Genomic DNA, 25,028 nt, shown 5'->3' with positions numbered 1-25,028 from the left:
GCTTCAGTAATTGCGCAGGTCGTCCAGCTCGGTGCTGCCGAAGTCCGGGCGATGCAGGTAGGCAAGGATGCGGCCCGCGGTGTCTTCGGCGGAGGCAAGCTGCTGGTTTGCCTTCAGGTCGCGGAAGCGCTGCACCTGGGCAAAGTCGGCATGGCGGATGGTGTCCTGCATGCCGGTGTCGACCACGCCTGGCGCGAGTGCCACGGCACGGACCGTGCGCGGCGCCGGGGTGCCTGCGTACTCGGCGTTGACCGAGCGGATGAACATGTCGAGGCCGGCCTTGCCGGCGCAGTAGGCGCTCCAGCCCTCGACCGGGCGGCGCGCCGCCCCGGAAGAGATGGCGAGCACCTTGCGCGGGCAGTCAAACTTCTCGGTGCGTTCCAGGAACGCGCCGGTCATGATCATCGGCGTGGCCAGGTTGGTCAGCAGGTGCGGCAGCAGGGTGCCTTCCTGCAGGCGCGACACGGGGCCGATCGGCTCGACCACGCCGGCATTCAGGATCAGCGTGGCGCTGGCGGGCGGCTGGTCCTGGCTCTCCAGCACGCTGGACAGCCAGCCGGCCGCGGCCGCGGGCTGCGACAGGTCCTGCAGGTGCCACGCCACCGGCACGCCGCTCATGGTGGCAACGCGCTCCAGTTCCGGATTGCGGCTGCGCGCCACGCAGATCAGGCGGTTGCCCGGCACGAGCAGGGCATTGGTCAGTGCCGCGCCGAGCCCGCGCGAGGCGCCGGTGATGATGTAGAGGTGGTCTGCTTCGCTCATGATGCCCCGGTTGGAGGAGCCGCCCCGCGGGGCGGGGCGTGGTTGACAGTGGTCGCGGCCCGCCATGCCCGCGGGCATGGCGGTGGCCTTACAGTCCCTGCTTGAGGCTGGCCTCGATGAATGGGTCCAGGTCGCCGTCCAGCACCTTCTGCGTGTTGGACATTTCCACGTTGGTGCGCAGGTCCTTGATGCGGCTCTGGTCCAGCACGTAGGAGCGGATCTGGTGGCCCCAGCCCACGTCGGTCTTGCCGGCTTCGAGCTTGTCGGCCTCGGCCTGGCGCTTGCGCATCTCGTTCTCGTACAGGCGCGACTTCAGCATCGACATGGCCTCGGCACGGTTGCGGTGCTGCGAACGGTCGTTCTGGCACTGCACCACGATGCCGGTCGGGATGTGCGTGATCCGCACCGCCGAATCGGTCTTGTTGATGTGCTGGCCGCCGGCGCCCGACGCGCGGTAGGTATCGACGCGCAGGTCGGCCGGGTTGACCTCGACCTCGAACGAATCATCGACTTCCGGATACACGAACACCGACGAGAACGACGTATGGCGACCGCCCGACGAATCGAACGGCGACTTGCGCACCAGGCGGTGCACGCCCGTTTCCGTACGCAGGTAGCCAAAGGCGTATTCGCCCTCGATCTTGATGGTCGCGCTCTTGATGCCGGCCACGTCGCCTTCGGACTCTTCGAGCACCTCGGCCTTGAAGCCCTTGCGCTCGCAGTACTTCAGGTACTGGCGCAGCAGCATCGAGGCCCAGTCGCACGCCTCGGTACCGCCGGCGCCAGCCTGGATGTCGATGAAGGCATTGGCCTGGTCCATCTCGCCCGCGAACATGCGGCGGAATTCCATGCCCGCGACGATTTCCTCGAAGCCCTTGACGTCGGTCTCGATCGATTCGAGCGTGTCGTCGTCGCCTTCTTCCTTGGCGAGCTCGAACAGCTCATCGGCACCGTTGAGGTCGTCCGTGAGCTTGCCGAGGACGCCTACCACGCCCTCGAGTGCTTTCTTTTCCTTGCCGAGGTCCTGGGCACGCTTGGGGTTGTTCCAGACGTCCGGGTCCTCGAGCAGGCCGTTGACTTCTTCCAGCCTTCCTACTTTGACATCGTAGTCAAAGATACCCCCGTAGATCTTCCGTCCGGGAACGGAGATCGGAGATGGCACCGGAGATGGCGTTGAGGCGTTCTGCTTCCATGATTATCCTGCGCTTCCAAAACGTTGAATTATAGCGGATTCGGGGCGTATTTCGGCGCTGTGGGCGGCGCTGGCAGCCCATTGCGCAGAGAACGGAAGCGCCTGCCAACGGTCTACCCGGCGGGTCGTGCGGGCCGGGCGGCGATAATAGGCCGCTCCAGGCCCGCTGGCCGCCCCCCGAAGACCAATCTCAACAGGGACGAATGACGCCAACAAGACACGATACCGCCGGCCGACGCCGGATGCTGGGATGGATGATCGCTGCGGCTTCCGCCGCGCTGGCCGCCGGTTGCGGCACGATGTCCTCGGAACCCGCGCCCGAGGGCTTCTACCGCGTGGAGAGCGGCGACACGCTGTATTCCATCGCGCGCAAGCAGCGCCGCAATGTGCGCGAGCTGGTGCGCTGGAACAACCTGCCCAGCGCGGACCGCATTGAAGTGGGCCAGCTGATCCGGGTTAAGCCACCGGGGCCACCGGGGTCCGGCACGGCCACGGCCGCGTCAGCCGGCACGCCATCGGAAACTGTGACGGATACGCCGCGCGCGGACAGCAGCGGCCAGTCGAAGCCGCCTGCCAGCGCCATCCGGCTGCAGTGGCCATCCGACGGCAAGGTCACGGCGCGCTTCTCGCCACCCGCGAGCAAGGGCCTGAGCATTGCAGTGCCGCCCGGCGGCACCGTGAAGGCCGCCGCGCCGGGCTGGGCCATCCACGTCGGCAACCTGCGCGGCTACGGCATGCTGGTGATCGTCAAGCACAACGACGACTGGCTGACCGTGTACGGCAACCTCGACAAGCCGCTGGTCAGCGAAGGCGCGCGCGTGGCCGCGGGCCAGGACGTCGGCAGCATGGGCGGCAGCGGCAGCGGCAGCGAGCTGCACTTCGAGGTGCGCGGCAACGGCAAGCCGGTCGATCCGGCCAACTACCTGCCGCCGCGCGGCTAGCGCGGCGCGGTCTACTGCGCGTGCTCGATCACGAGCTGCACGCGCGTGACGCCGTTGAAGGTGTTGTTGTCGAGCCGGTAGGCCACCTGCGCGCTGGCGCCGAGCTCGTCGGCGTGGTTGAACCAGATCGCGTCGAAGCGTTGCCGGCCGCGGCCGAGCTGCAGCTTGAGGTGCTTGCCCTTGAGCACGCTCTGGCGCAGCACGTCGAACTCGCCGCAGAAGGTTGGCGCCGGAAAGCCCTGGCCCCAGACCTGCTGCTCCAGCAGCGTGACGAATTCCGGGCTGAAGCACTGGTCCTCGATATCGCCGTCGGTCTCGATCACGCGCGCGAGCTGGTCGTCCGTGAGCCATTCCTTGCCGACCGCTTCGAAGGCGTCCTGGAACTCGGCGAAGCGCTCGGCACGCACGGTCAGGCCGGCCGCCATGGCGTGGCCGCCGAACTTGACCATCAGGCCCGGGCAGCGCTTGGAGACCAGGTCGAGCGCATCGCGCAGGTGAAAGCCGGGGATCGAGCGGCCCGAGCCCTTGACCGTGGCTTCGTCGCCGGGCGCGAAGGTGATGGTCGGGCGATGGAACCTGTCCTTCAGCCGCGAGGCGACGATGCCGATCACGCCCTGGTGCCAGGTGTCGTTGAACACGCTGACGGTAAAGCGGGCCGACGGATCGAGGCCGGCCAGCGGCTGCTCGAGGATCTGCAACGCTTCCTGCTGCATGCCGGCTTCGATGTCGCGCCGCTCGCGGTTCATGCTGTCCAGCTCCTGGGCGATCTCCCAGGCGCGGTTGGCATCGTCGGTCAGCAGGCATTCGATGCCGAGCGACATGTCGGCGAGGCGGCCGGCGGCGTTCAGCCGCGGGCCGACGCCAAAGCCAAGGTCGAAGGTGTTGGCCCGCGTGGCTTCACGGCCCGCGGCACGGAACAGCGCCGCCACGCCAGGTTGCATGCGGCCAGCGCGCATCCGCTTCAGGCCCTGTGCCACCAGGATGCGGTTGTTGGCGTCGAGCTTGACCACATCGGCGACCGTGCCCAGTGCCACCAGGTCCAGCAGCGTTTGCAGCGGCGGCTGGGTCTGCTGGGTGTAGACCCCGCGCTTGCGCAGTTCGGCGCGCAGGGCCAGCAGCACGTAGAACATCACGCCGACGCCCGCCAGGTTCTTGCTGGGGAATTCACAGCCCGGCTGGTTCGGGTTGACGATCACCGCGGCTTCGGGCAGCTCCGCGCCCGGGAGATGGTGATCGGTCACCACCACGTCGATGCCGAGCGCGTTGGCGGCAGCCACGCCGTCGACGCTGGCGATGCCGTTGTCGACCGTCACGATCACGTCGGGCTGCTGCTTCGCGGCCAGCGCCACGATCTCGGGCGTCAGCCCGTAGCCGTACTCAAAACGATTGGGGACGATGAATTCCACGCGCGCGCCCAGCATGCGCAGCCCGCGCACGCCGACCGCGCAGGCGGTTGCGCCGTCGCAGTCATAGTCGGCCACGATCAGCAGGCGCTTTCGTGCCGCAATCGCGTCGGCCAGGTACTCGGCCGCATGGCCGATGCCCTTCATGGCTGCGGGCGGCAACAGTTCCGGCAGTTCGGTGGAGAGTTCGGAGGCCTGCGCCACGCCGCGCGCGGACAGGATGCGGGCCAGGGTCGGGTGCAGGCCGGCAGCCGCCAGGGTACTGGCGTGCTCGGCGGAAAAGGGGCGGATGGCAATCCGGGTCATGGGGCGGTCTGCTTCTTGTTTCTGTAGATGGAGCTCAGGCGGCGTAGGCGAGATCGGACAGCAGCGCGCGCCAGTCGCCGCGCTGGCCCATGCCGCGCCAGAACTTGCGCAGGTCGGCCCGGCGCACGGTGAACTCGGCGAAGTGGTTCTCGCCGCCGAGCACCAGCGTGATGGCTTCGATGCCGCCGTCGCCGAGCGCCTGCAGCGCGGGGGCGAACCAGTCGGCGTCCAGCGCGTGCATGCGCTCGATCCACAGGCCCCAGTCTTCGGCGATATGCGCCTCGGTGGCGCTGTCGAGCATCGCCATGACCGTGCCTTCAGCCTGCACGCCGGCAAATCCGGCCGGCACGGGAGCGATGCGGCTGCCGCCCGCGAGCCCCAGGCCGGCCAGGAACGGGTCGGCCGCCAGGATGGTGTCAGCCAGCCTGGGCACCGGCTGCATCGCGCCGCCGCCATACAGCCAGACGGAATTGATGGACAGCTCCCCGGCCGCCTCGCGTGCCTGGTTGACCGGGTGGTCGAACCAGGTCATCTGGATCTCGTTCTGCAGCCGGCGCCAGTCGCGCGCGCGCGCGCCGTCCTGCAGCCAGATGTCGATGTTGCGGCCGGTGGCGCGCACCGGCGTAGTGGCGTCGAGCGGGCCGAACACCGCTTCCGGCAGATACCAGCGCGCCGCGCAGGGCGTCTCGAGCGTGATGTCCGCTTCCCGCAGCAGCGGCTCGATGGCGGCATGCAGCGACGCGGCTTCCTCGTCACGCACGCCCAGTTGGTCGGGATGGAACAACACCAGGTGATCGCGGGCGGCATGGATATGCACCAGTTGCAGGCAGGCCCAGGCTTCGCGGCCCGCCGGCGCGGTGCCGCCGCTGTCAGCCAGCCGCATATAGGGCGCCATCGGCACCCTGACGGTGTCCAGGCCGGCCTTGCCTGCCAGCCAGCGCTCGTGCGGCAGGCTGCGCAGCCAGGGGTCGTCGTGCCGCTCGCGCTGGCCGGGCGTGGCCCGGGTCAGCAACTTTCCGAGCGCGGGCAACTCCAACTGCCGCAGCAGCGCGCCGGGCACGACATCGTCCGTGGCGTCGTCGCCGGCGCCGGGCGGGACGGAAAAGGGCACAATCAGGGTCAGGTGCGTCATCATGGTGGCGAGATTGTAAACTTCCGGCTGGCCGGCGCCAGCCTTGAGTGTGGCGCGGGGCACCCGGCGCTGCCGGACCACCCGGGCACAGGCGCCTTTCCGAAACAACAGGAACCCTCTTGAAATTTCCCTACGAGTGGCAGATTGGCTGGCGATATACCCGCGCAAGCAAGCGCGCCAGCCGCAATACGTTCATATCGTTCATCTCGATGATCTCGATGCTGGGCATCGCGCTCGGCGTCGCCGCGCTGATCGTGGTGCTGTCGGTGATGAACGGCTTCCAGAAGGAAGTGCGCGACCGCATGCTGTCCGTGCTGTCGCATATCGAGGTGATCGGACCGTCGGCCCTGCCTGACTGGCAGCGCACCGCGGCCGAGGCCATGCAGAACAAGGAAGTGATCGGCGCGGCGCCCTACGTGGCGGCCCAGGCCATGGTGACGCGCGAGGACGCTGTGCGCGGCGTGCTGCTGCGCGGCGTGGACCCGGCCGAGGAGCCGAAGGTGTCCGACATCGGCAAGCAGTTCAAGGCCGGCCACATGGAAAGCCTGCAGCCGGGCGAGTTCGGCATTGCGCTGGGCAATGAACTGGCCAACGCCATGGGCGTGCAGGTTGGCGACAAGATCACGCTGCTGGCGCCGCAGGGCACCATCACGCCGGCCGGCGTGCTGCCGCGCCTGAAGCAGTTCACCGTAGTGGGCGTGTTCTCGTCGGGGCATTTCGAGTTCGACAGCGCGCTGGCGCTGGTGAACATCCGCGATGCCGAGACGCTGTTTCGCATGAGCGGCCCGACCGGGGTGCGCCTGAAGCTGGCGGACATGCAGCGGGCCCCGCAGGTGGCGAATGAACTGGCCGGCACCATGTCGGGCGAGCTTTACCTGCGCGACTGGTCCAAGCAGAACCGCAACTGGTTCGCCGCGGTGCAGACCGAGAAGCGCATGATGTTCATCATCCTGACGCTGATCATCGCCGTGGCCGCGTTCAACCTGGTCTCGACGCTGGTGATGACCGTCACCGACAAGCAGGCGGACATCGCCATCCTGCGTACCATGGGCGCGCAGCCGGGATCGATCATGAAGATCTTCATCGTGCAGGGCGTGGCCATCGGCTTTATCGGCACCGTGCTGGGCGTGGCCGGCGGCACGCTGATCGCCACCAACATCGACGTGATCGTGCCCTTTATCGAGCGGCTGCTGCACGTGCAGTTCCTGCCGCGCGACATCTATTTCATCAGCGAACTGCCTTCGGACCCGCGTGTGAACGATATTGCCACCATCGGCATCATTTCCTTCGTGCTGGCCACTCTGGCCACCCTCTACCCAAGCTGGCGCGCCGCCCGCGTCAATCCGGCGGAGGCCCTGCGCTATGAGTGAAGCCATGCTGCAAGCCGATACCGTGCCCGTTACCGGGCAGCCGCGCACGGGCACTCCGGTGCTTGTGGGCGAGGGCCTGTTCAAGCGTTTCAAGCAGGGTGGACTCGACGTCGAAGTCCTCAAGGGCGTGGACGTGCGCGTGGAGGGCGGCGAAAAGGTGGCCATCGTCGGCGCCTCGGGCTCGGGCAAGAGCACGCTGTTGCATGTGCTGGGCGGATTGGACAATCCGGATGCCGGCCGCGTGGCGCTGCACGGCAAGCCGTTCACGGCGCTGCGCGAGCGCGAGCGCAATGTCGTGCGCAACCGCTCGCTCGGCTTCGTCTACCAGTTTCACCACCTGCTGCCGGAATTCACCGCGCTGGACAACGTGGCCATGCCGATGCGCATCCGCGGCCTGGACCAGTCCGCGGCGCGCGGCGCCGCGCAGGCGATGCTCGATCGTGTCGGCTTGGGCGGCCGTGCCAAGCACCGCCCCGGCGAGCTGTCGGGCGGCGAGCGCCAGCGCGTGGCGATTGCGCGCGCGCTGGTCGGGCAGCCCGCCTGCGTGCTGGCGGACGAGCCGACCGGCAACCTCGACGACCATACCGCGGGCGGCGTGTACGACCTGATGCTCGAACTGTCGCGCACGCTGGGCACGAGCTTTGTCATCGTTACCCACGACCTGGACCTGGCGAGCCGCTGCGACCGCGTGCTGCGGCTGCGCGACGGGCACCTGCACCAGGAAGGCTGAACCCTCCGGCAGCCATGTGGATCGACACCCATTGCCATCTCGACGCCAGCGAGTTCGACGGCGACCGTAGCATGGTCGCCGACGCAGCCGAGGCTGCCGGCGTGACCGGTATCGTGGTGCCTGCCGTGGCGGTGTGGAACTTCGACACGGTACGTGCGCTGGCGCGGCAGGACTCACGCTGCGTCTATGCGCTCGGGATCCATCCGCTGTGCTCGGCGGGCGCGGCGCAGCCTGATGTGGATGCCTTGCGCCGGGAGGTGGCGGCGTCGATCGATGATCCGCGCTTCGTCGGCATCGGCGAGATCGGTCTTGATTTCTTCGTCGCTGGCCTGGATGCCGAACATCAGACCTGGCTGTATATCGAGCAGTTGAAGATCGCGCGCGAGTTTGACCTGCCGGTGCTGCTGCATGTGCGCAAGTCGCAGGACCCGGTCTGCGCGCAGTTGCGCAAGCTGGGCGTGCGGCAGGGCATTGCCCACGCCTTCAACGGCAGCCACGAGCAGGCGCGCCGCTTTATCGACCAGGGGCTCAGGCTTGGCTTTGGCGGTAACCTGACCTTCAGCCGTGCGCGGCAGATCCGCCGGCTGGCCACCGAGTTGCCGCTCGATGCGCTGGTGCTGGAAACCGATGCGCCGGACATCGCCCCGGCCTGGCTGTCCGATGACCAGTTCGGCGAGCAGCACAAGGCCCGCAATACGCCGGCCGAAGTGGCCGGCGTCGCCCGCGTGCTGGGCGAATTGCGCGGGCTCGAGCCGCCCGCGCTGGCGCAGGCCATGTGGCGCAATTCGGTCGCGGCGCTGCCGCGCCTGGGCGCATTCGCGGACACGATGGCGCCAGCGGGCAGCAACCCGTCCGAAAACAACTCCTGACGCGCTGACAAGCTTTTCCCGATAGCGAGAGGGTACAACGAAGGCCCTCTGGACTTGCCGGGAAAGCCTCGTGCGCCTGATCCTGCTGGGTTTCGTGGCTGGCTGCTGGGCCTTGCAGCGGCAGGGCACCGTGCCGGCAACGGGCCTGCTGGGCATGGTGGCGCTCTTGCTGGCTGCCCTGATCGCGCTGGCGGTCGCGCGGCTCCCGCACCGGCCCGCAAGCTGGCCAGCGCGCCTGGTGGCCGTGCTGCTTGGGCTTGCCGTGGGCTTTTGCTGGTCCGCGTGGCGCGCACAGTTGCGCATGGATGACTGGCTGGCGACGCGGCTCGAGGCGCGCGACATCGAGGTGAGGGGCGTGGTCTCCGGCTTGCCCGCGGAACTGGCGCCGGGCGCCCGCTTTGCCTTCACGGTCGAGGCTGCGCCACGCGGCGAGCGCGTGCCGGGCCGTATTGTCCTGAACTGGCGCGAAGCGCCCCCCGAATTGCGGCCAGGCCAGCGCTATGCGTTCACGGTGCGCTTGCGTCGTCCGCGCGGGCTGGCGAATCCCCACGGCTTCGACTATGCATACTGGCTGCTGGCGCAAGGCTATGGCGCGACGGGCTATGTGCGCGGCGTGCGCGACGGACCGAAGGATGCGGCTGGCGAACGCCTGGCGTGGCGCATCGAGGCGCAACGCGCGGCGCTGCGCGACCGCATTCGCGCCGCACTGCCGCCTGACTCGCGTTTTGCCGCGGTCCTGGTTGCGCTGGTGGTCGGCGACCAGCGCGGTATCGACAGCGAAGACTGGCTGCTGTTCAACCGAACCGGCGTCGGTCACCTGGTCAGTATTTCAGGGCTGCACATCACCATGATCGCCGGCATGGCCGCGGGGCTGGCGCACTGGGCGTGGCGGCACTCCTTCGGCCTGGGGCGCTGCTTGCGCCGGCCGTTGCCGTTGCGGTGCCCGGCGCGGCAGGCGGCGCTGGTGGCGGCTGTGCTGGCAGGGTTGGGCTACGGGCTCATTGCCGGGCTGCAGATCCCTGCGCTGCGCACTGTCGCAATGTTGTCGATGGCCGCGCTCGCGGCCTGGGGCGCGCGCACGCCGCCGGCGTCGATGGTGCTTGCGTGGGCGGCATTGGCTGCGCTGTTGCTGGACCCGTGGGCGGTGATGCTGCCGGGCTTCTGGCTGTCGTTCGGCGCGGTCGGCGTGATCTTCCTGGCGGCGGCGCGACCGGAAGCGCCTGTGCGCGGTTTCTGGCCGCGCTTGCGCGCCTCGCTGGCCGCCGCGGCACGCACGCAATGGGCGGTCACGGTCGGGCTGGTGCCGCTTACGCTGCTGCTTTTCCGGCAGTTTCCCGTCATTTCCCCGCTTGCCAATGCCGTGGCCATTCCCGTCGTCAGCATGCTGGTCACGCCGCTGGCACTGCTGGGCGCGGTGTTGCCGGCGATCCTGGCCGGGCCGCTGCTGGCGCTTGCGCATCAGGCACTGGCGTGGCTGGTGGTGCTGCTGCAATGGCTGGCATCTCCCGGGTGGGCGGTCTGGGAAACGGCGCAGGCCGGCGCGCTGGAGACGGCGCTGGCCCTGCTGGGCACGCTCGTCCTGCTGGTGCCGGCAATGTTCGGGCTGCGCATACGGCTGCATGGGCTGCTGCTGACCCTTCCCATGCTGCTCGCGCGCGGCGATGAGGTCGCGCCCGGAGAATTCCGCGCGGTGATGCTTGACGTGGGGCAGGGCACCGCCGTACTGGTGCAGACGCGTGCGCATGCCTTGCTCTATGACGCCGGACCTGCCTATGCCTCGGGAGGCAGCGCCGGAGCGCAGGTCGTCGTGCCCCACCTGCGCGCGGCCGGCGTGCGCAGGCTCGACCATCTGATGGTCAGTCACGAGGATATCGATCACGCAGGCGGGGCCCAGCACGTCCTGGAAGCCGTGCCGGTCGATATCAGATCAACCGCCGCGCCGCCAGGGCACGCACTGCTCGGCAAGGCGGAATGGGTGCCGTGTGGCGCAGGTCAGCACTGGGAGTGGGATGGCGTGCTGTTCACCGTGCTGCATCCGGCGGTGGAGCAGTCCGGCGATGCCGGAATCGGCAGCAATGCGCGCAGCTGCGTGCTGCGCATTGACAATGGCCGCCACAGCCTGTTGCTGACCGGCGATATCGGCAGGACGGAGGAGCGCGAGCTGGCCGACCGGCTGCCCGCGGAATTGCTGCGCGCCGAAGTCCTTGTGGTGCCGCACCATGGCAGTGGCACATCGTCCAGTCCCGCGTGGCTGGCAGCGGTCGGGCCCGATGCGGCGGTTTTCCAGCTTGGCTACCGCAACCGCTACCAGCATCCGCGCGCCGAAGTGTGGGAGCGCTATGGCAGCGCGGGCATCCTGCGCTATCGCACCGACGAAACCGGTGCGGTCACCATGGCTACGCATGGCGAAGGCTATTCGCTGGAGGCGTTCCGCCAGTCGGAGCGTCGCTACTGGCGCGACGCTCCGGAAGCGCCGAGATAGCCGGTTACGCTGTCAGCTCGTTGTGCGAGTGCGCGTTCGTGTGGCGGCCTTGGGTCTCGCAGGCGGCAACGGCGCATCGGCTTCCTGCGGGGCCCGCGCCGGCTCAGCGCCGCCGATGCGCCGCTCACGCAAATGGGCCTTGGCGCGCTGCAGTCCCGCGGCGACGGTATCGGCGCGTTCCAGCGCCACGCCGGCCGCGAGCACGTCACCCAGTACGAGGTGGCTGATGCGCGAGGTCATGGGGGTATAGACTTCGCTGTCCTCTTCCACGTCCGAGAATACGCAGACATCGGCCAGCTTCGCCAGCGGCGAGCCGCTATGCGTCAGCGCCAGCACGCTCGCGCCGCTGGCGCGCGCCAGCGTGGCGGCGGTCAGCATGTCCCAGGTGCGGCCGCTGTTGGAAACCAGTACGGCCACATCGCCCGGCCCGAGCAGCGCGGCGGACATGCTGAAGACATGCGGGTCCGAGTAGGCCGTGGTGGGCATGCCCAGGCGGAAGAACTTGTGCTGGATATCGAGCGCCACGATGCCGGAATTGCCGCAGCCATAGAACTCGATCCGGCGCGCGGCGGCCAGCAGGCGGATGCCATGCTCGACCTGGTCCGCCGACAGTGCATTGCGCACGCTCATGAGCGTGGCGATGGTGCGGTCGAACACCTTGCCGGCAATGTCCGCCGGGCCATCGTCGGGCTTCACGTCCTGGTGGACGAAAGGCGTGCCGCCGCCCACGTTCTGCGCGAACTGCAGCTTGAATTCGCGGAAGCCGTCATAGCCCAGCGCCGCGCAGAAGCGTGCGATGGTCGGCTGCGACACGCCGGCGCGCTCGGCCAGCTCCGGCATGGACAGCCGGATCACGCTGGCGCCATGGCGGGCCACATAGTCAGCCAGGCGGCGTTCGGACGGGCGGAGCGTGTCGTAGACGGCAAGGATTCGGTCGCGCATGAGGGTGGCGGGGTGTCGCGGGCAAGATCGTGAATGTAGATATTCTACATTGATGCTGCTATCGAATAGCGATAGATTGCCCTTTGGGTGCGCTAGGGATTTCCCGGATTTCTGGGGATGTGAGCGATTTGTGATGTGAGCGAGGCTGCCTGGATGATTCGTGTGTCGTTATAATGTAGAAAATCTACAAGTCCAGGGACTCGGTTTTCCCGGACCTCCAACAGGAACCTTCAGGAACCTTCAGCCATGCCCCACGCCGTCCATGCCGAAATCCTTGCCGTGACCCAACGCATCACCGAGCGCAGCCAAGCCAGCCGGCGGGCATACCTGGCGCGATGCGAGCGGGCGCAGGCCGAGCTGGGTCCGCTGCGCGGGCTGTCCTGCGCCAACCTGGCCCACGGCTTTGCCGCGCTGCCGGCGCACGACAAGCTCAAGCTGCGCGTGGAACATGCGCCGAACCTTGGCATCGTGACGGCCTACAACGACATGCTGTCCGCGCACCAGCCATACGAGCGCTACCCTGGCGTGATTCGCGAGGCGGCACGCGCGGTCGGCGCCGTGGCGCAGGTGGCTGGCGGCGTGCCGGCCATGTGCGATGGCATCACGCAGGGCAATCCCGGCATGGAGCTGTCGCTGTTCTCGCGCGATGCGATTGCCATGAGCACGGCGGTGTCGCTGTCGCACAATACCTTCGATGCGGCGGTGATGCTCGGCGTGTGCGACAAGATCGTGCCGGGCCTGGTGATGGGCGCGCTGCAGTTCGGCCACCTCCCGGTCGTGTTCGTGCCGGCCGGGCCGATGGCGAGCGGCCTGCCGAACAAGGAAAAAGCCCGCGTGCGCCAGCTCTACGCCACCGGCCAGGTCGGCCGCGAGGCCCTGCTCGAAGCCGAGTGCGAGGCCTATCACAGCGCCGGCACCTGCACCTTCTACGGCACCGCCAACAGCAACCAGTTCCTGATGGAAATCATGGGCCTGCATCTGCCCGGCGCAGCCTTCGTGCACCCGGACAGCGGCCTGCGCGACGCGCTGACCGCGGCGGCGGCGCAGCGCGCGCTGGCGCTGTCGGCGCGTGGCGGCGAATACCTGCCGATGGCACGCATCGTCGACGAGCGCGCCGTCGTCAATGCCATGGTTGGCCTGCTGGCCACCGGCGGTTCCACCAACCACACCATCCACCTGGTCGCCATGGCACGCGCGGCGGGCGTGCTGATCGACTGGGACGATTTCGACCGTTTGTCGCGGATCACGCCGCTGCTCGCGCGCGTCTATCCGAACGGCTCGGCCGACGTGAACCACTTCCATGCGGCGGGCGGCACCGGTTATGTCATCGCCCAACTCCTCGAGGCCGGGCTCGTGCACGAAGACGTGCAGACCGTGGCCGGTCCCGGCCTGGCGCGCTACACGCAGGAGCCGGTGCTGGCCGACGGCGTGCTGCGCTGGCGCGACGGCGCGAGCGCCAGCGGCGACGCGCAGGTGCTGGCCACGGTCGCGCAGCCGTTTTCGGCCGAAGGCGGCTTGCGCCTGATGCAGGGCAACCTGGGGCGCGGCGTGATCAAGGTGTCCGCCGTGGCGCCGGAACACCGCGTGGTCGAGGCGCCGGCGCGCGTGTTCGATTCGCAGGAGGGGCTGCAGGCCGCCTTCGAGGCGGGCGAGCTGAACGGCGACGTGGTGGCCGTGGTGCGTTTCCAGGGGCCCAATGCCAATGGCATGCCCGAGCTGCACCGCCTCACGCCCGTGCTTGGTGCGTTGCAGGATGCCGGCCACCAGGTGGCGCTGGTCACGGACGGGCGCATGTCCGGCGCGTCCGGCAAGGTGCCCGCGGTGATCCACGTTGGCCCCGAGGCGCTGGCCGGCGGCCCGCTCGCGCGCGTGCGCGACGGCGACCGGGTGCGCGTGGATGCTGTGACCGGCACGCTGGCCTGGCTTGGCGATCCGGCAGAGTTCGCCGCGCGCCCGGTGGCGCAGGCCCCGGCCGACGCGTTCGCGCAGTTCAGCGTGGGCCGCGGCCTGTTCGGCCTGTTCCGCCGCCACGCGCGCAAGGCGGAAGAGGGCGGCAGCGCACTTGACCTGTCCGAGGCGGATGCCGTTCCCGCCGCGGCCACGCATGGAACTGCCGTGGCCGCGCATTCCGTCGCACAATAACCGGGCCAGGGCCCGTTTCACCCGATTCCCTGGCCGGCGCCAGCCGCCGGCCGGGCCCCTGCGCGCCGCCTGCCGGCGCGAGGCTACCGACAAGGATGGGGCAAACCATCCGACACCATGATCGATGGAGCAGACATGATCTATATCCTGATGGGCGTTTCCGGCAGCGGCAAGTCGACGGTTGGCGCTATGCTGGCGGAACGCCTGGGCTGCGCATTCCATGACGCGGACGAGTTTCACAGCGCTGCCAACAAAGCCAAGATGCACGCCGGCATCCCGCTCACCGACGAAGACCGCTGGCCGTGGCTCGCGGCCATGCGTGCCGCGATCGACGCCGCCCGGGCCGAGGGCCGCACCCATGTGTTCACCTGCTCCGCGCTGCGCCAGGCGTACCGCGACCGGCTGACGCCGCCCGATGGCGGCGTGACCTTTGTCTACATGAAGGGCGATGCGGCGTTGATTGGCTCGCGCCTGTCCTCGCGCACGGACCACTTCTTCAACCCGGCGCTGCTCCAGAGCCAGCTCGAAACGCTCGAGGAACCCCGCGGCGCGCTCGTGCTCGATATCCGGCAGCCGCCGGAAGCGCTGGTGCAGGCCATCCTCGACGACGGCGAACGGCACCGCGTCAAGGCCGCGCACTGACCCTCCGGCGCGCCGCCTGCCACGACGCTGGCAGGCATCTTGCTAATCCCGTTTCCGTGCTGCGCAGCCGCAAGGACTTGCGGCTTTCGCTGGCGCAGGTATGCTGAAAGGGCCAGTCACTCGACAGCTGTATAGCCAGGAAAACAAGGGGGCGGCGATTCCGGTGGGAGGCCGGCAGGCCAGGCGACCAGGACGCCCCCCAATTTCACGGAGGGAAGGGCCATCATGGCGGCGCGTTTTTTCGACGAGATGCTGGATTGGCGGGATGACGAGAGGAATACTGTCATCCAGGCGGGGCAGGCATTGCCGGGCGGCCTGGTACGGCCACACTACCGGCACTTCGCGGACTGGCTGGCGCGCCAGTCCGGGAACACCATGGCCAACAAGCGCGCCGAGGCGGACCTGATCTTCCGCCGCGTGGGCATTACGTTCGCGGTCTACGGCGACAAGGACGAATCCAACAGCGGCACCGAGCGGACCATTCCGTTCGACGTGATCCCGCGCATCTTCCCGGCCAGCGAGTGGGCGACGCTGGAGAAAGGGCTGCGCCAGCGCGTAGCGGCGCTGAACCGGTTCATCCACGACATCTACCACGGGCAGGACATCATTCGCGCCGGCGTGATCCCGCCGGACCAGATCTACAACAACGCCCAGTACCGGCCCGAGATGCTCGGCGTGGACGTGCCGCGCGACATCTACGCGCACGTGGCCGGCATTGACGTGGTGCGTGCCGGCGAGGGCGAGTTCTACGTGCTCGAAGACAACCTGCGCGTGCCGTCGGGCGTGTCGTACATGCTCGAGAACCGCAAGATGATGATGCGCTTGTTCCCGGACCTGTTTGCGCGCAACCGCGTGGCGCCGGTAGCCCACTATCCCGACCTGCTGCTGGACATGCTGCGCGGGGTCTCGCCGCAGGCGATCACGGATCCGACCGTGGTGGTGCTGACGCCGGGCATGTACAACTCGGCGTACTTCGAGCACGCCTTCCTCGCGCAGCAGATGGGCGTGGAGCTGGTGGAAGGCAGCGACCTGTTCGTCGAGGACGAGCACCTGTACATGCGCACCACGCAGGGCCCGCAGCGCGTCGACGTGATCTACCGGCGCGTGGACGACGACTTCCTCGACCCGCTCGTGTTCCGGCACGATTCCTCGCTCGGCGCGGCGGGGCTGCTGTCGGTCTACCGCGCGGGCAACGTGAGCATCTGCAATGCCATCGGCACGGGCGTGGCCGACGACAAGTCGATCTATCCGTACGTGCCCGACATGATCCGCTTCTACCTTGGCGAAGAGGCGATCCTCAGCAACGTGCCGACCTATATGTGCCGGCGTCCCGACGACCTGCAGTACGTGCTCGACAACATGGCCGACCTGGTCGTCAAGGAAACGCACGGCGCGGGCGGTTACGGCATGCTGGTGGGGCCGGCAGCGACGCGCGCGGAGATCGATACCTTCCGCGAGGTGGTGAAGGCGCGGCCCGAGCAGTACATCGCGCAGCCGACGCTGGCCTTGTCCACGTGTCCGACCTATGTGGAATCGGGCATCGCGCCGCGCCATATCGACCTGCGCCCGTTCGTGCTGTCGGGGCGCGAGGTGCGCATGGTGCCGGGCGGGCTCACGCGCGTGGCGCTGCGCGAGGGCTCGCTGGTGGTGAATTCCTCGCAGGGCGGGGGTACCAAGGACACCTGGGTGCTGGAGCGCTGAACGCACCGCCCACGACCGCATTGCGAGGAGAACTACCATGCTGAGCCGCACCGCCGACCATCTGTTCTGGATGGCCCGCTATACCGAGCGCGCCGAAAATACCGCGCGCATGCTGGACGTCAACTACCAGACCTCGCTGCTGCCGCAGTCCGCGGAGGTGGCGGAGCAGGGCTGGTGGGCCATGCTCGACATCTCCGAGCTGACCCGCGCGTTCGACCACAAGTACGGACTGCTCACGCGCGACGACGTGATCGATTTCATGGTGCGCGACATGACCAACCCGTCGTCGATCATGAGCTGTCTGCGCGCGGCGCGCGAGAACGCGCGCGCGGTGCGCGGCTCGCTTACCACCGAGGTCTGGGAGACGGTCAATACCACCTGGCTCGACGTGCAGCGCATGATCGCGGACGGCGAGTTGCAGGACGACCCGTCGCGCTTCTTCGAGTGGGTCAAGTTCCGTTCGCACCTGGCGCGCGGCGTGCAGTTCGGCACGATGCTGAAGGATGACGCGTTTCACTTCATGCGGCTCGGCACCTTCCTCGAGCGTGCCGACAATACCGCGCGGATTCTCGACGTGAAGTTCCAGTCCTCGGGCAGCGACGACAGCGATCCCAACCGCGAGCAGAACGACTTCTACCACTGGGCAGCGGTGCTGCGCTCGGTATCGGGCTTCGAGGTCTATCGCAAGGTCTACCGAGCCGTCATCACGCCGCAGCGCGTGGCCGAACTACTGATCCTGCGGCCGGACATGCCGCGCTCGCTGGTGTCCAGCATGGACGAGGTCGTGGCCATCCTGGCGCTGGTCGGCAACCAGCACTCGGACGAGACCGAGCGGCAGGCTGGTAAACTGCATGCCGACCTGAAATTTGCCCGCATCGACGACATTTTTGCCGTCGGGCTGCACGCCTTCCTGACGAGCTTCCTCGAGCGCATCGGCGACATCGGCAACGGCATCAGCCGTGACTTCCTGGTGCCGCTGATGGCAGCCTAGTGGAGCAGCCGCCGCGCGACCCAAGAGGCGGCCATGCGCAGCAGTCGTCGCAGCGGCACTCCTGACACCGTGAAATACAAGATCCATCACCAGACCGTCTACCGTTACGCGGAGCCGGTGCGGCGCAGCGTGCACGAACTGCGGCTCGCGCCGCGCTCGGGTCCGCTGCAGGCCGTGCAGGCCTGGGAGCTGCAGGCGCCTGGCAACCTGTCCGAGGCGCGTGACGGCTTCGGCAATATCGTCCATAACTTCACCGTCAGCGGGCCGGCCAATAAGATCGCGATCACCGCGATCGGTGAGGTGCACGTCACTCGAGGAAACGAAGGCGCGGAACGCGACGGCCCCCATGCGTTCCGCGATGCACCCATGGCGGGTGAAGCGCGCGTGTCGCCTTTGTACTTCATCGGCGGTACGCCGCTCACCGCGGCCCCGCGGGAGATGCAGGCTTTCGCCGCGCCATTTCTGGCGGCGGGGCACGAGGTGCCGGCGCTGCTGGCGCTGGCCGATGGCATCGCCGAACGCGTGCGCTATGCGGCCAACACGACGCACGTCGGTACATCTGCCGCCGAGGCATTTCAACTGGGCAGCGGCGTATGCCAGGACCAGGCGCAAGTGATGGTGGCGGCCTGCCGCGCCTTCGGCATCCCCGCGCGCTACGTGAGCGGATACTTCTATGATCCGGCTGCGACCGAATTGGCTAGCCATGCCTGGACGGATGTCTGCCTGGATGCCAGCCGCGACCTGTGGTGCAGCATCGACGTCACGCACCGTTGCGTCACGGACCACCGGCACGTTCGCCTGGCCGTGGGACGCGACTACCAGTCCGCGGCACCGGTTCGGGGCATCCTGGAAGGCGGCAGCGGCGAGACCCTGCAAGTCAATATCGCCATCATCCCCGTGACCGACTGATGTGATGCGTGCCGCACCATGCAGGTGCGGCACGTCACCTGCATGGTGCACAGCAGGTAGCAGGTGTTTCACCAGCTTGCCGGTGGGCGTGCGCGGCAATGGCTCGCACAGCAGTAACGGATCCCGGCGATATCGTCGTCGAAGCCGTTGCCACCCTCTCGTCGAAGCTGCGATGGCCCTCCGGCACGCTGTCAGCGGCTGAGCGGGGCCAGTCCGGGGCGCCTTGCCCGAAATCGAAATCCGAACACTGTCTCGAAACCGGTGATGCCGGCGCCCGCAGCAGGCCAGCGGGCGCTAGAATTCCCGCTGCAACCCCGCACGGTTCCGACGACAAGACCATGACCTACTGTGTTGCCATGCGGCTCGATGCCGGCCTGGTGTTCCTTTCCGATTCGCGCACCAATGCCGGTGTCGACGCGATTTCCACCGCACGCAAGATGACGGTGTTCGAAGAGCCTGGCGACCGCGTGATGGTGCTGCTGACCGCCGGCAATCTTGCCATCAGCCAGTCGGTGCGCCAGTGCCTGGTCGAGGGGCGCGACGAGAAGCGCTCGCTATGGACCGCGCGCGATATGTTCGAGGCCGCTTCCATCGTCGGCGATGCTGTGCGCCAGGTGCACAAGCGCGATGCCCATGCGATGCGCGATGCCGGCATCGAGTTCAATGTGAGCCTGATCTTCGGCGGGCAGATCCGCGGCGAGCGCATGCGGCTGTTCAACGTCTACGCGGCCGGCAATTTCGTCGAGGCCACGCCCGAGAACTGCTATTTCCAGATCGGAGAAGCCAAGTACGGCAAGCCGATCATCGACCGCGTGGTGCACCCGTCGCTGCCGCTCGGCGAAAGCGCCAAATGCGCGCTGATCTCGATGGATTCGACACTGAAGTCGAACATCTCCGTGGGCCTGCCGCTCGATCTGCTGGTCTACGAGGCCGACACGCTGCGGGTCACGCACTTCGTCAACATCGACGAGAAGAACGCCTATTTCCGCATGATCCGCGACACCTGGGGCCAGCGCCTGCGCCAGGTGTTCGGCGAGATCCATGACCCGGAGTGGGATGCCTCGCGCGAGGCCGAGTTTCCGCTTGCGCGCACGGACGAGGCCGACCGCTGGGGGCAGCCGGTGCGGGCCACGCGCGAGCGTTCGCGCACGCAGGACTGAGCGGGGCGGGGCGATGCGCGAGATCATCCATTTTTCCCATGCCAATGGCTTTCCGGTGCCGACCTACCGCAAGCTGTTCGCCGAACTCGAGGGCGATTTCGAGTTCCGCGCCGTCGAGCGCTACGGGCACCGGCCCGAATATCCGGTGACGCGCGGCTGGCCGCATCTGGTGGAGGAGCTGCTCGATCTGGTGCAGCGCCAGTACCGCGAGCCGGTATGGCTGGTCGGGCATTCGCTTGGCGGCTTCCTGTCGCTGATGGCCGCGCTGCGGCGCCCCGAGTGGGTGCGCGGCGTGGTGATGCTCGATTCGCCGATCATCGCGGGCTGGCGCGCGTCGTTGCTGAAGACCGCGCAGATGCTCGGCATGGATGAGAAGCCGGGCCCCGCCGCGGTGACCAAAAACCGGCGCACGCACTGGCCGGATGCCGAAGCGGTCTGGGAGCACTTCCGGTCGAAACCGAACTTCGCGATCTGGGATCAGGAAATGCTGCGCGACTATGCGCTGCATGGGACCGAGCCGACCGGCAAGGACAGCGAGCGGCAGCTGCGCTTCAACCGCGAGGTGGAATACTGGATCTACCGCACGCTGCCGACCGGCCTGGGCCGCAAGGTAGCGCGCGGTGCGCCGGTACCGGTCGGCTTCGTGGCCGGCACGAAATCACGCGAGGTCAGGCAATGTGGACTTGGCGCCACGCGCAAGCTGGTCGGCGAGAACCTGCGCTTCATCGAAGGCGGCCATCTCTACCCGATGGAGCGGCCGCAGGAGACCGCGCAACTGATCCGCGAACTGATCGCCGGAATGCGGCGCGACGGGCGCTGAACCGCAAGCGGCGAATGCGCCGCAGAGGCGCCGAAGACCGGCTGCCGGCCTGCGCTTGTCACAAATTTCCGGGCCTGCGGGGGACGGGGTCTCATGTATAATCCCGATTTCCCCGGCAAGCTCGGTTTATGACCAAATTCGTCTTCGTCACCGGTGGCGTCGTCTCTTCTCTCGGCAAGGGCATCGCTGCTGCCTCGCTCGCGGCCATTCTTGAGTCGCGCGGCCTCAAAGTCACCCTCCTCAAGCTAGATCCCTACATCAACGTCGATCCCGGCACGATGAGCCCCTTCCAGCATGGCGAGGTGTTCGTCACGGAAGACGGCGCGGAAACCGACCTCGATCTCGGCCACTACGAGCGTTTCGTCTCGGCCAAGATGCGCAAGTCGAACAACTTCACCACGGGCCAGATCTACGAATCGGTGATCCGCAAGGAACGCCGCGGCGAGTACCTGGGCAAGACCGTGCAGGTGATCCCGCATATCACCAACGAGATCCAGGCCTTCATCGAGAAGGGCGCCGCTGCCTCGCACGACGGCAAGGCCGACGTGGCGCTGGTGGAAATCGGCGGTACCGTCGGTGACATCGAATCGCTGCCGTTCCTGGAAGCCGCGCGCCAGATGAGCCTGCGCATGGGCCGCAACCGCTGCGCGTTCGTGCACCTGACCCTGGTGCCGTTCATTGCCAGCGCTGGCGAGCTGAAGACCAAGCCGACGCAGCACTCGGTGCAGAAGCTGCGCGAAATCGGCATTTCGCCGACCGCGCTGCTGTGCCGCGCCGACCGCCCGATCCCGGACGACGAACGCGCCAAGATTTCGCTGTTCGCCAACATCCCCCAGGACGCCGTGATTTCGGTGTGGGATGCCGACAGCATCTACAAGATCCCGCAGATGCTCAACGAGCAGGGCCTCGACCGCCTGATCTGCGAAGAGCTGCGCCTGGACCCGAAGCCGGCCGACCTGTCGATGTGGCAGAAGCTGGTCAACGCGCAGGAAAACCCGCAGCACGAGATCACCATCGGCATGGTCGGCAAGTACGTCGACCTGACCGAGTCGTACAAGTCGCTGATCGAGGCGCTGCGCCACGCCGGCATGCACACCGCCACGCGCGTGAACATCGAGTACATCGATTCCGAGGAACTGGAATCGGGCCACCTGGAAGTGCTGGCCCCGCTGGACGCCATCCTGGTGCCGGGCGGCTTCGGCAAGCGCGGCACGGAAGGCAAGATCCGCGCGATCCAGTACGCTCGCGAGAACAAGATTCCGTACCTGGGTATCTGCCTGGGCATGCAGCTCGCCGTGATCGAGTTTGCCCGCCACGTGGCAAACATGGCTGACGCCAACTCGACCGAATTCAACCTGGAAACCGAACACCCGGTGGTCGCGCTGATCACCGAGTGGGTCGACCGCGAAGGCAAGGTCGAGCAGCGTTCGGCGGAATCGGACCTGGGCGGCACCATGCGCCTGGGCGCGCAGCGCGTGCCGGTGAAGGAAGGGACCAAGGCCGCGTCGATCTACGGCGCCGAGGTCAACGAGCGTCACCGTCACCGCTACGAGGTCAACAACCACTACGTGCCGACGCTCGAAGACGCCGGCATGGTGATCTCCGCGCGCACCCCGACCGAGAACCTGCCCGAGATGATGGAGCTGCCGGAGTCGATGCACCCGTGGTTCGTCGGCGTGCAGTTCCACCCGGAATTCACCTCCACGCCGCGTGACGGCCACCCGCTGTTCAAGGCCTACGTCGAAGCCGCGCTGGCCGGCCAGCAGCGCAAGGGCGCCTGAAGCCGGGCGCCAAGCAGGAGACTGTCATGAAACTCTGTGGATTCGAGGCTGGCCTCGACAAGCCGTTCTTCCTGATCGCCGGCCCGTGTGTGATCGAGTCCGAGCAGATGGCGCTCGATACCGCCGGCGAGCTCAAGAAGATCACCAGCGAGCTGGGTATCCCGTTCATCTACAAGTCGTCGTTCGACAAGGCCAACCGTTCGTCGGGCAAGTCGTTCCGCGGCCTCGGGATGGAGAAGGGCCTGGAGATCCTGGCGACCGTGAAGCGCGAGATCGGCGTGCCGGTGCTGACCGACATCCACGAGATCGACGAGGTCAAGCCGGTGGCGGCCGTGGTCGATGTGCTGCAGACGCCGGCGTTCCTGTGCCGCCAGACCGATTTCATCCGTGCCTGCGCCCAGAGCGGCAAGCCGGTGAATATCAAGAAGGGCCAGTTCCTGGCGCCGCACGACATGAAGAACGTGATCGACAAGGCCCGCGACGCCGCGCGCGAAGCCGGTCTGCCGGACGACGTCTTCATGGCCTGCGAGCGCGGCGTGTCCTTCGGCTACAACAACCTGGTCTCGGACATGCGCTCGCTCGCGATCATGCGCGAGACCGGCGCCCCGGTGGTGTTCGACGCCACTCACTCGGTGCAGCTGCCGGGCGGGCAGGGTACCAGTTCGGGCGGCCAGCGCGAGTTCGTGCCCGTGCTGTCGCGTGCTGCGGTGGCCACCGGCGTGGCCGGGCTGTTCATGGAAACGCACCCGGACCCGAGCAAGGCCATGTCCGATGGCCCGAACGCGGTGCCGCTGTCGCGCATGAAGGAACTGCTGGCCGTGCTCAAGGACCTCGACACGCTGGTCAAGCGTGCCGGCTTCCTTGAAGACAACTTCGGCTGGCCTGCCTGCGCCTGAACAGGCCCCGGTTTGTCACTGCCGCTAGGCCGGCCGTGACAAACCGTATCGAAAGACAATACAAAACATCGGGAGATACAGCATGGCCGCCGGCTATATCATCGCCTACGTCGACGTGACGGACCCCCAGCAGTACGAGGAATACAAGGTGCTCTCCAGCAAGGCCATGCAGATCCATGGCGCGGAAGTGCTGGTGCGCGGCGGCAAGTCCGAGAACCTTGAAGGGGAATGGGCGCCCACCCGCGTCGTCGTGCTGAAATTCCCCAGCTTCGACGCCGCCAAGGCCTTCCATGACGGGGAGGCCTACCGTGCTGCCCGCAAGGCACGCGAGCATGCGGCGCGCATGAACATGATCGTGGTCGAGGGCGCGGCCTGAGCCGGCAAGCCCTGTTTTGCCTTTTCCGGGCGCGTGACATCGCCCTGACACACGAGCAGGTTGCAGTAATCAGCAGCAGCAAGAATCAACAGTCAGAGAGGAATTCATGAGTGCAATCGTAGATATCATCGGTCGCGAGGTTCTCGACTCGCGTGGCAATCCCACCGTCGAATGCGACGTGCTGCTGGAATCCGGCGTGATGGGCCGTGCGGCTGTGCCGTCGGGCGCGTCGACCGGTTCGCGCGAAGCCATCGAGCTGCGCGACGGCGACAAGAGCCGCTACCTGGGCAAGGGCGTGCTGAAGGCTGTCGAGCATATCAACACCGAGATCTCCGAAGCCATCATGGGCCTGGACGCTTCCGAGCAGGCCTTCCTGGACCGCACCCTGATCGACCTGGACGGCACCGAGAACAAGAGCCGCCTGGGCGCCAACGCCATGCTGGCGGTGTCGATGGCCGTGGCCAAGGCCGCCGCCGAAGAAGCCGGGCTGCCGCTGTACCGCTATTTCGGCGGCTCGGGCGCGATGCAGATGCCGGTGCCGATGATGAACATCGTCAACGGCGGCGCGCACGCCAACAACAGCCTGGACATCCAGGAATTCATGATCATGCCGGTGTCGGCGAGCAGCTTCCGTGAAGCCCTGCGCTGCGGCGCCGAGGTCTTCCACGCGCTGAAGAAGATCCTGGCCGACAAGGGCATGTCCACCGCCGTGGGCGACGAGGGCGGCTTCGCCCCGAACTTCTCGTCGAACGAGGAGTGCCTGAACACCATCGTCCAGGCCGTCGAGAAGGCCGGCTACCGCATGGGCGAGGACGTGCTGCTGGCGCTGGACTGCGCCGCGAGCGAGTTCTACCACGAAGCCGAAGACGTGTATCAGCTCGAAGGCGAAGGCCTGAAGCTGTCGTCGACGCAGTTCGCCGACTACCTGGCCAACCTGTGCGACAAGTTCCCGATCGTGTCGATCGAGGACGGCATGGCCGAAGGCGACTGGGACGGCTGGAAGACGCTGACCGAAAAGCTGGGCACGCGCGTTCAGCTGGTGGGCGACGACCTGTTCGTGACCAACACCAAGATCCTGAAGGAAGGCATCGAGAAGGGCATCGGCAACTCGATCCTCATCAAGATCAACCAGATCGGCACGCTGACCGAGACCTTCGCCGCCATCGAGATGGCCAAGCGTGCCGGCTACACCGCCGTGATCTCGCACCGTTCGGGCGAAACCGAAGACAGCACCATTGCCGACATCGCCGTGGGCACTAACGCCGGCCAGATCAAGACCGGTTCGCTGTCGCGTTCGGACCGTATCTCGAAGTACAACCAGCTGCTGCGCATCGAGGAAGACCTCGGCGATATCGCCAGCTACCCGGGCAAGAGCGCGTTCTACAACCTGCGCTGAACCAGCGCAGGCGCCTGACGCGCCCCTGACGGCGGCGGCACGGACTCGATCCGTGCCGCCGCCGTTTTTGTATCCGGATTTGTAT

Annotated in this window: 21 protein-coding genes; 16 read left to right on the top strand and 5 right to left on the bottom strand. The window is 67.4% G+C overall.

What is annotated here, in order from left to right:
- Positions 1 to 3 precede the first annotated feature (3 nt).
- Together AC3FNH_RS04170 and prfB are read right to left on the bottom strand one after the other, a co-directional pair.
- Positions 4 to 762, bottom strand: coding sequence for an SDR family oxidoreductase (locus AC3FNH_RS04170; RefSeq protein WP_276097855.1), 759 nt, complete (start codon positions 760 to 762; stop codon positions 4 to 6).
- An 88-nt stretch (positions 763 to 850) separates the two neighbouring features.
- A protein-coding gene (gene prfB, locus AC3FNH_RS04165) for a peptide chain release factor 2 (protein WP_276097854.1) occupies positions 851 to 1,955 on the bottom strand; the annotation gives its coding sequence in 2 pieces (ribosomal slippage) (positions 851 to 1,873 and positions 1,875 to 1,955; 1,104 coding nt in all).
- A gap of 202 nt (positions 1,956 to 2,157) precedes the next feature.
- Between prfB and AC3FNH_RS04160 the strand changes: the two genes are divergently transcribed.
- The gene (locus AC3FNH_RS04160; protein ID WP_488719164.1) at positions 2,158 to 2,895 is read left to right on the top strand and encodes a peptidoglycan DD-metalloendopeptidase family protein; all 738 of its coding nucleotides are present in this window, start codon (positions 2,158 to 2,160) and stop codon (positions 2,893 to 2,895) included.
- Between the two features lie 11 nt (positions 2,896 to 2,906).
- On the opposite strand, the gene recJ is transcribed toward AC3FNH_RS04160, so the two are convergent.
- The gene (recJ, locus tag AC3FNH_RS04155; protein ID WP_488719163.1) at positions 2,907 to 4,604 is read right to left on the bottom strand and encodes a single-stranded-DNA-specific exonuclease RecJ; all 1,698 of its coding nucleotides are present in this window, start codon (positions 4,602 to 4,604) and stop codon (positions 2,907 to 2,909) included.
- Positions 4,605 to 4,638: 34 nt separating this feature from the next.
- Positions 4,639 to 5,739 (bottom strand): hypothetical protein, encoded by a 1,101-nt coding sequence (locus AC3FNH_RS04150; protein ID WP_488719249.1) that lies wholly within the window; start codon positions 5,737 to 5,739, stop codon positions 4,639 to 4,641.
- Positions 5,740 to 5,855: 116 nt separating this feature from the next.
- Here AC3FNH_RS04150 and AC3FNH_RS04145 point away from each other — a divergent pair, with 116 nt between their 5' ends.
- The 4 genes from AC3FNH_RS04145 to AC3FNH_RS04130 all read left to right on the top strand — a co-directional run bounded on the left by AC3FNH_RS04145 (position 5,856) and on the right by AC3FNH_RS04130 (position 11,187).
- The gene (locus AC3FNH_RS04145; RefSeq protein ID WP_488719162.1) at positions 5,856 to 7,106 is read left to right on the top strand and encodes a lipoprotein-releasing ABC transporter permease subunit; all 1,251 of its coding nucleotides are present in this window, start codon (positions 5,856 to 5,858) and stop codon (positions 7,104 to 7,106) included.
- Positions 7,099 to 7,836 carry an ABC transporter ATP-binding protein gene (locus AC3FNH_RS04140; RefSeq protein WP_488719161.1) on the top strand — a complete coding sequence of 246 codons (738 nt, stop codon included), beginning with the start codon at positions 7,099 to 7,101 and terminating at the stop codon, positions 7,834 to 7,836. The genes AC3FNH_RS04145 and AC3FNH_RS04140 overlap by 8 nt, the downstream gene beginning before the upstream one ends.
- 14 nt (positions 7,837 to 7,850) lie before the next feature.
- Positions 7,851 to 8,705: a TatD family hydrolase gene (locus AC3FNH_RS04135; RefSeq protein ID WP_488719160.1), complete on the top strand. Its 855-nt coding sequence runs from the start codon at positions 7,851 to 7,853 to the stop codon at positions 8,703 to 8,705.
- A 70-nt stretch (positions 8,706 to 8,775) separates the two neighbouring features.
- Positions 8,776 to 11,187, top strand: coding sequence for a DNA internalization-related competence protein ComEC/Rec2 (locus tag AC3FNH_RS04130; RefSeq protein ID WP_488719159.1), 2,412 nt, complete (start codon positions 8,776 to 8,778; stop codon positions 11,185 to 11,187).
- 12 nt (positions 11,188 to 11,199) lie between these two features.
- Here AC3FNH_RS04130 and AC3FNH_RS04125 read toward each other — a convergent pair whose 3' ends face one another.
- Positions 11,200 to 12,129: a MurR/RpiR family transcriptional regulator gene (locus tag AC3FNH_RS04125; protein WP_276097847.1), complete on the bottom strand. Its 930-nt coding sequence runs from the start codon at positions 12,127 to 12,129 to the stop codon at positions 11,200 to 11,202.
- Positions 12,130 to 12,375: 246 nt separating this feature from the next.
- Here AC3FNH_RS04125 and edd point away from each other — a divergent pair, with 246 nt between their 5' ends.
- From edd to eno, 11 genes are all read left to right on the top strand, one after another.
- Complete coding sequence (gene edd / locus AC3FNH_RS04120) at positions 12,376 to 14,271, top strand: phosphogluconate dehydratase (RefSeq protein ID WP_488719158.1); 1,896 nt, start codon at positions 12,376 to 12,378, stop codon at positions 14,269 to 14,271.
- Positions 14,272 to 14,406: 135 nt separating this feature from the next.
- Positions 14,407 to 14,913 carry a gluconokinase gene (locus AC3FNH_RS04115; RefSeq protein ID WP_488719157.1) on the top strand — a complete coding sequence of 169 codons (507 nt, stop codon included), beginning with the start codon at positions 14,407 to 14,409 and terminating at the stop codon, positions 14,911 to 14,913.
- Between the two features lie 225 nt (positions 14,914 to 15,138).
- Complete coding sequence (locus AC3FNH_RS04110; protein WP_276097844.1) at positions 15,139 to 16,614, top strand: circularly permuted type 2 ATP-grasp protein; 1,476 nt, start codon at positions 15,139 to 15,141, stop codon at positions 16,612 to 16,614.
- Between the two features lie 37 nt (positions 16,615 to 16,651).
- Positions 16,652 to 17,605, top strand: coding sequence for an alpha-E domain-containing protein (locus AC3FNH_RS04105; RefSeq protein ID WP_488719156.1), 954 nt, complete (start codon positions 16,652 to 16,654; stop codon positions 17,603 to 17,605).
- Positions 17,606 to 17,674: 69 nt separating this feature from the next.
- On the top strand, positions 17,675 to 18,514 hold the full coding sequence (locus AC3FNH_RS04100) for a transglutaminase family protein (protein ID WP_276100754.1): 840 nt from the start codon (positions 17,675 to 17,677) through the stop codon (positions 18,512 to 18,514).
- 338 nt (positions 18,515 to 18,852) lie between these two features.
- A complete protein-coding gene (locus tag AC3FNH_RS04095; protein WP_488719155.1) occupies positions 18,853 to 19,674 on the top strand; it encodes a proteasome-type protease in 822 nt (273 codons plus the stop codon).
- Between the two features lie 13 nt (positions 19,675 to 19,687).
- Positions 19,688 to 20,494 carry an alpha/beta fold hydrolase gene (locus tag AC3FNH_RS04090; RefSeq protein ID WP_276097841.1) on the top strand — a complete coding sequence of 269 codons (807 nt, stop codon included), beginning with the start codon at positions 19,688 to 19,690 and terminating at the stop codon, positions 20,492 to 20,494.
- A 128-nt stretch (positions 20,495 to 20,622) separates the two neighbouring features.
- The gene (gene pyrG / locus AC3FNH_RS04085; protein WP_276097840.1) at positions 20,623 to 22,275 is read left to right on the top strand and encodes a CTP synthase; all 1,653 of its coding nucleotides are present in this window, start codon (positions 20,623 to 20,625) and stop codon (positions 22,273 to 22,275) included.
- 26 nt (positions 22,276 to 22,301) lie between these two features.
- Positions 22,302 to 23,171, top strand: a complete 870-nt coding sequence (kdsA, locus tag AC3FNH_RS04080; protein WP_488719154.1) for a 3-deoxy-8-phosphooctulonate synthase — start codon at positions 22,302 to 22,304, stop codon at positions 23,169 to 23,171.
- Positions 23,172 to 23,253: 82 nt separating this feature from the next.
- Positions 23,254 to 23,547 carry a DUF1330 domain-containing protein gene (locus AC3FNH_RS04075; RefSeq protein ID WP_276097838.1) on the top strand — a complete coding sequence of 98 codons (294 nt, stop codon included), beginning with the start codon at positions 23,254 to 23,256 and terminating at the stop codon, positions 23,545 to 23,547.
- A 106-nt stretch (positions 23,548 to 23,653) separates the two neighbouring features.
- Positions 23,654 to 24,943, top strand: coding sequence for a phosphopyruvate hydratase (gene eno, locus AC3FNH_RS04070; protein WP_276097837.1), 1,290 nt, complete (start codon positions 23,654 to 23,656; stop codon positions 24,941 to 24,943).
- The last annotated feature ends 85 nt before the right edge of the window (positions 24,944 to 25,028 follow it).

This window comes from Cupriavidus sp. 22TCCZM01-5 (assembly GCF_057798915.1).
Note: the sequence above shows the minus strand (reverse complement) of the source record. Positions and strands in the feature narration are given on the sequence as shown.

What these genes read in the sequence shown, in the direction of transcription:
- AC3FNH_RS04075 (WP_276097838.1), top strand. Translation starts at nt 23,254, where the DNA reads ATGGCCGCCGGCTATATCATCGCCTACGTCGACGTGACGGACCCCCAG.
- AC3FNH_RS04170 (WP_276097855.1), bottom strand. Translation starts at nt 762, where the DNA reads ATGAGCGAAGCAGACCACCTCTACATCATCACCGGCGCCTCGCGCGGG.
- edd (WP_488719158.1), top strand. Translation starts at nt 12,376, where the DNA reads ATGCCCCACGCCGTCCATGCCGAAATCCTTGCCGTGACCCAACGCATC.
- AC3FNH_RS04110 (WP_276097844.1), top strand. Translation starts at nt 15,139, where the DNA reads ATGGCGGCGCGTTTTTTCGACGAGATGCTGGATTGGCGGGATGACGAG.
- AC3FNH_RS04135 (WP_488719160.1), top strand. Translation starts at nt 7,851, where the DNA reads ATGTGGATCGACACCCATTGCCATCTCGACGCCAGCGAGTTCGACGGC.
- AC3FNH_RS04150 (WP_488719249.1), bottom strand. Translation starts at nt 5,739, where the DNA reads ATGATGACGCACCTGACCCTGATTGTGCCCTTTTCCGTCCCGCCCGGC.
- AC3FNH_RS04160 (WP_488719164.1), top strand. Translation starts at nt 2,158, where the DNA reads ATGACGCCAACAAGACACGATACCGCCGGCCGACGCCGGATGCTGGGA.
- AC3FNH_RS04115 (WP_488719157.1), top strand. Translation starts at nt 14,407, where the DNA reads ATGATCTATATCCTGATGGGCGTTTCCGGCAGCGGCAAGTCGACGGTT.
- AC3FNH_RS04095 (WP_488719155.1), top strand. Translation starts at nt 18,853, where the DNA reads ATGACCTACTGTGTTGCCATGCGGCTCGATGCCGGCCTGGTGTTCCTT.
- AC3FNH_RS04105 (WP_488719156.1), top strand. Translation starts at nt 16,652, where the DNA reads ATGCTGAGCCGCACCGCCGACCATCTGTTCTGGATGGCCCGCTATACC.
- recJ (WP_488719163.1), bottom strand. Translation starts at nt 4,604, where the DNA reads ATGACCCGGATTGCCATCCGCCCCTTTTCCGCCGAGCACGCCAGTACC.
- AC3FNH_RS04090 (WP_276097841.1), top strand. Translation starts at nt 19,688, where the DNA reads ATGCGCGAGATCATCCATTTTTCCCATGCCAATGGCTTTCCGGTGCCG.
- kdsA (WP_488719154.1), top strand. Translation starts at nt 22,302, where the DNA reads ATGAAACTCTGTGGATTCGAGGCTGGCCTCGACAAGCCGTTCTTCCTG.
- AC3FNH_RS04125 (WP_276097847.1), bottom strand. Translation starts at nt 12,129, where the DNA reads ATGCGCGACCGAATCCTTGCCGTCTACGACACGCTCCGCCCGTCCGAA.
- AC3FNH_RS04140 (WP_488719161.1), top strand. Translation starts at nt 7,099, where the DNA reads ATGAGTGAAGCCATGCTGCAAGCCGATACCGTGCCCGTTACCGGGCAG.
- eno (WP_276097837.1), top strand. Translation starts at nt 23,654, where the DNA reads ATGAGTGCAATCGTAGATATCATCGGTCGCGAGGTTCTCGACTCGCGT.
- pyrG (WP_276097840.1), top strand. Translation starts at nt 20,623, where the DNA reads ATGACCAAATTCGTCTTCGTCACCGGTGGCGTCGTCTCTTCTCTCGGC.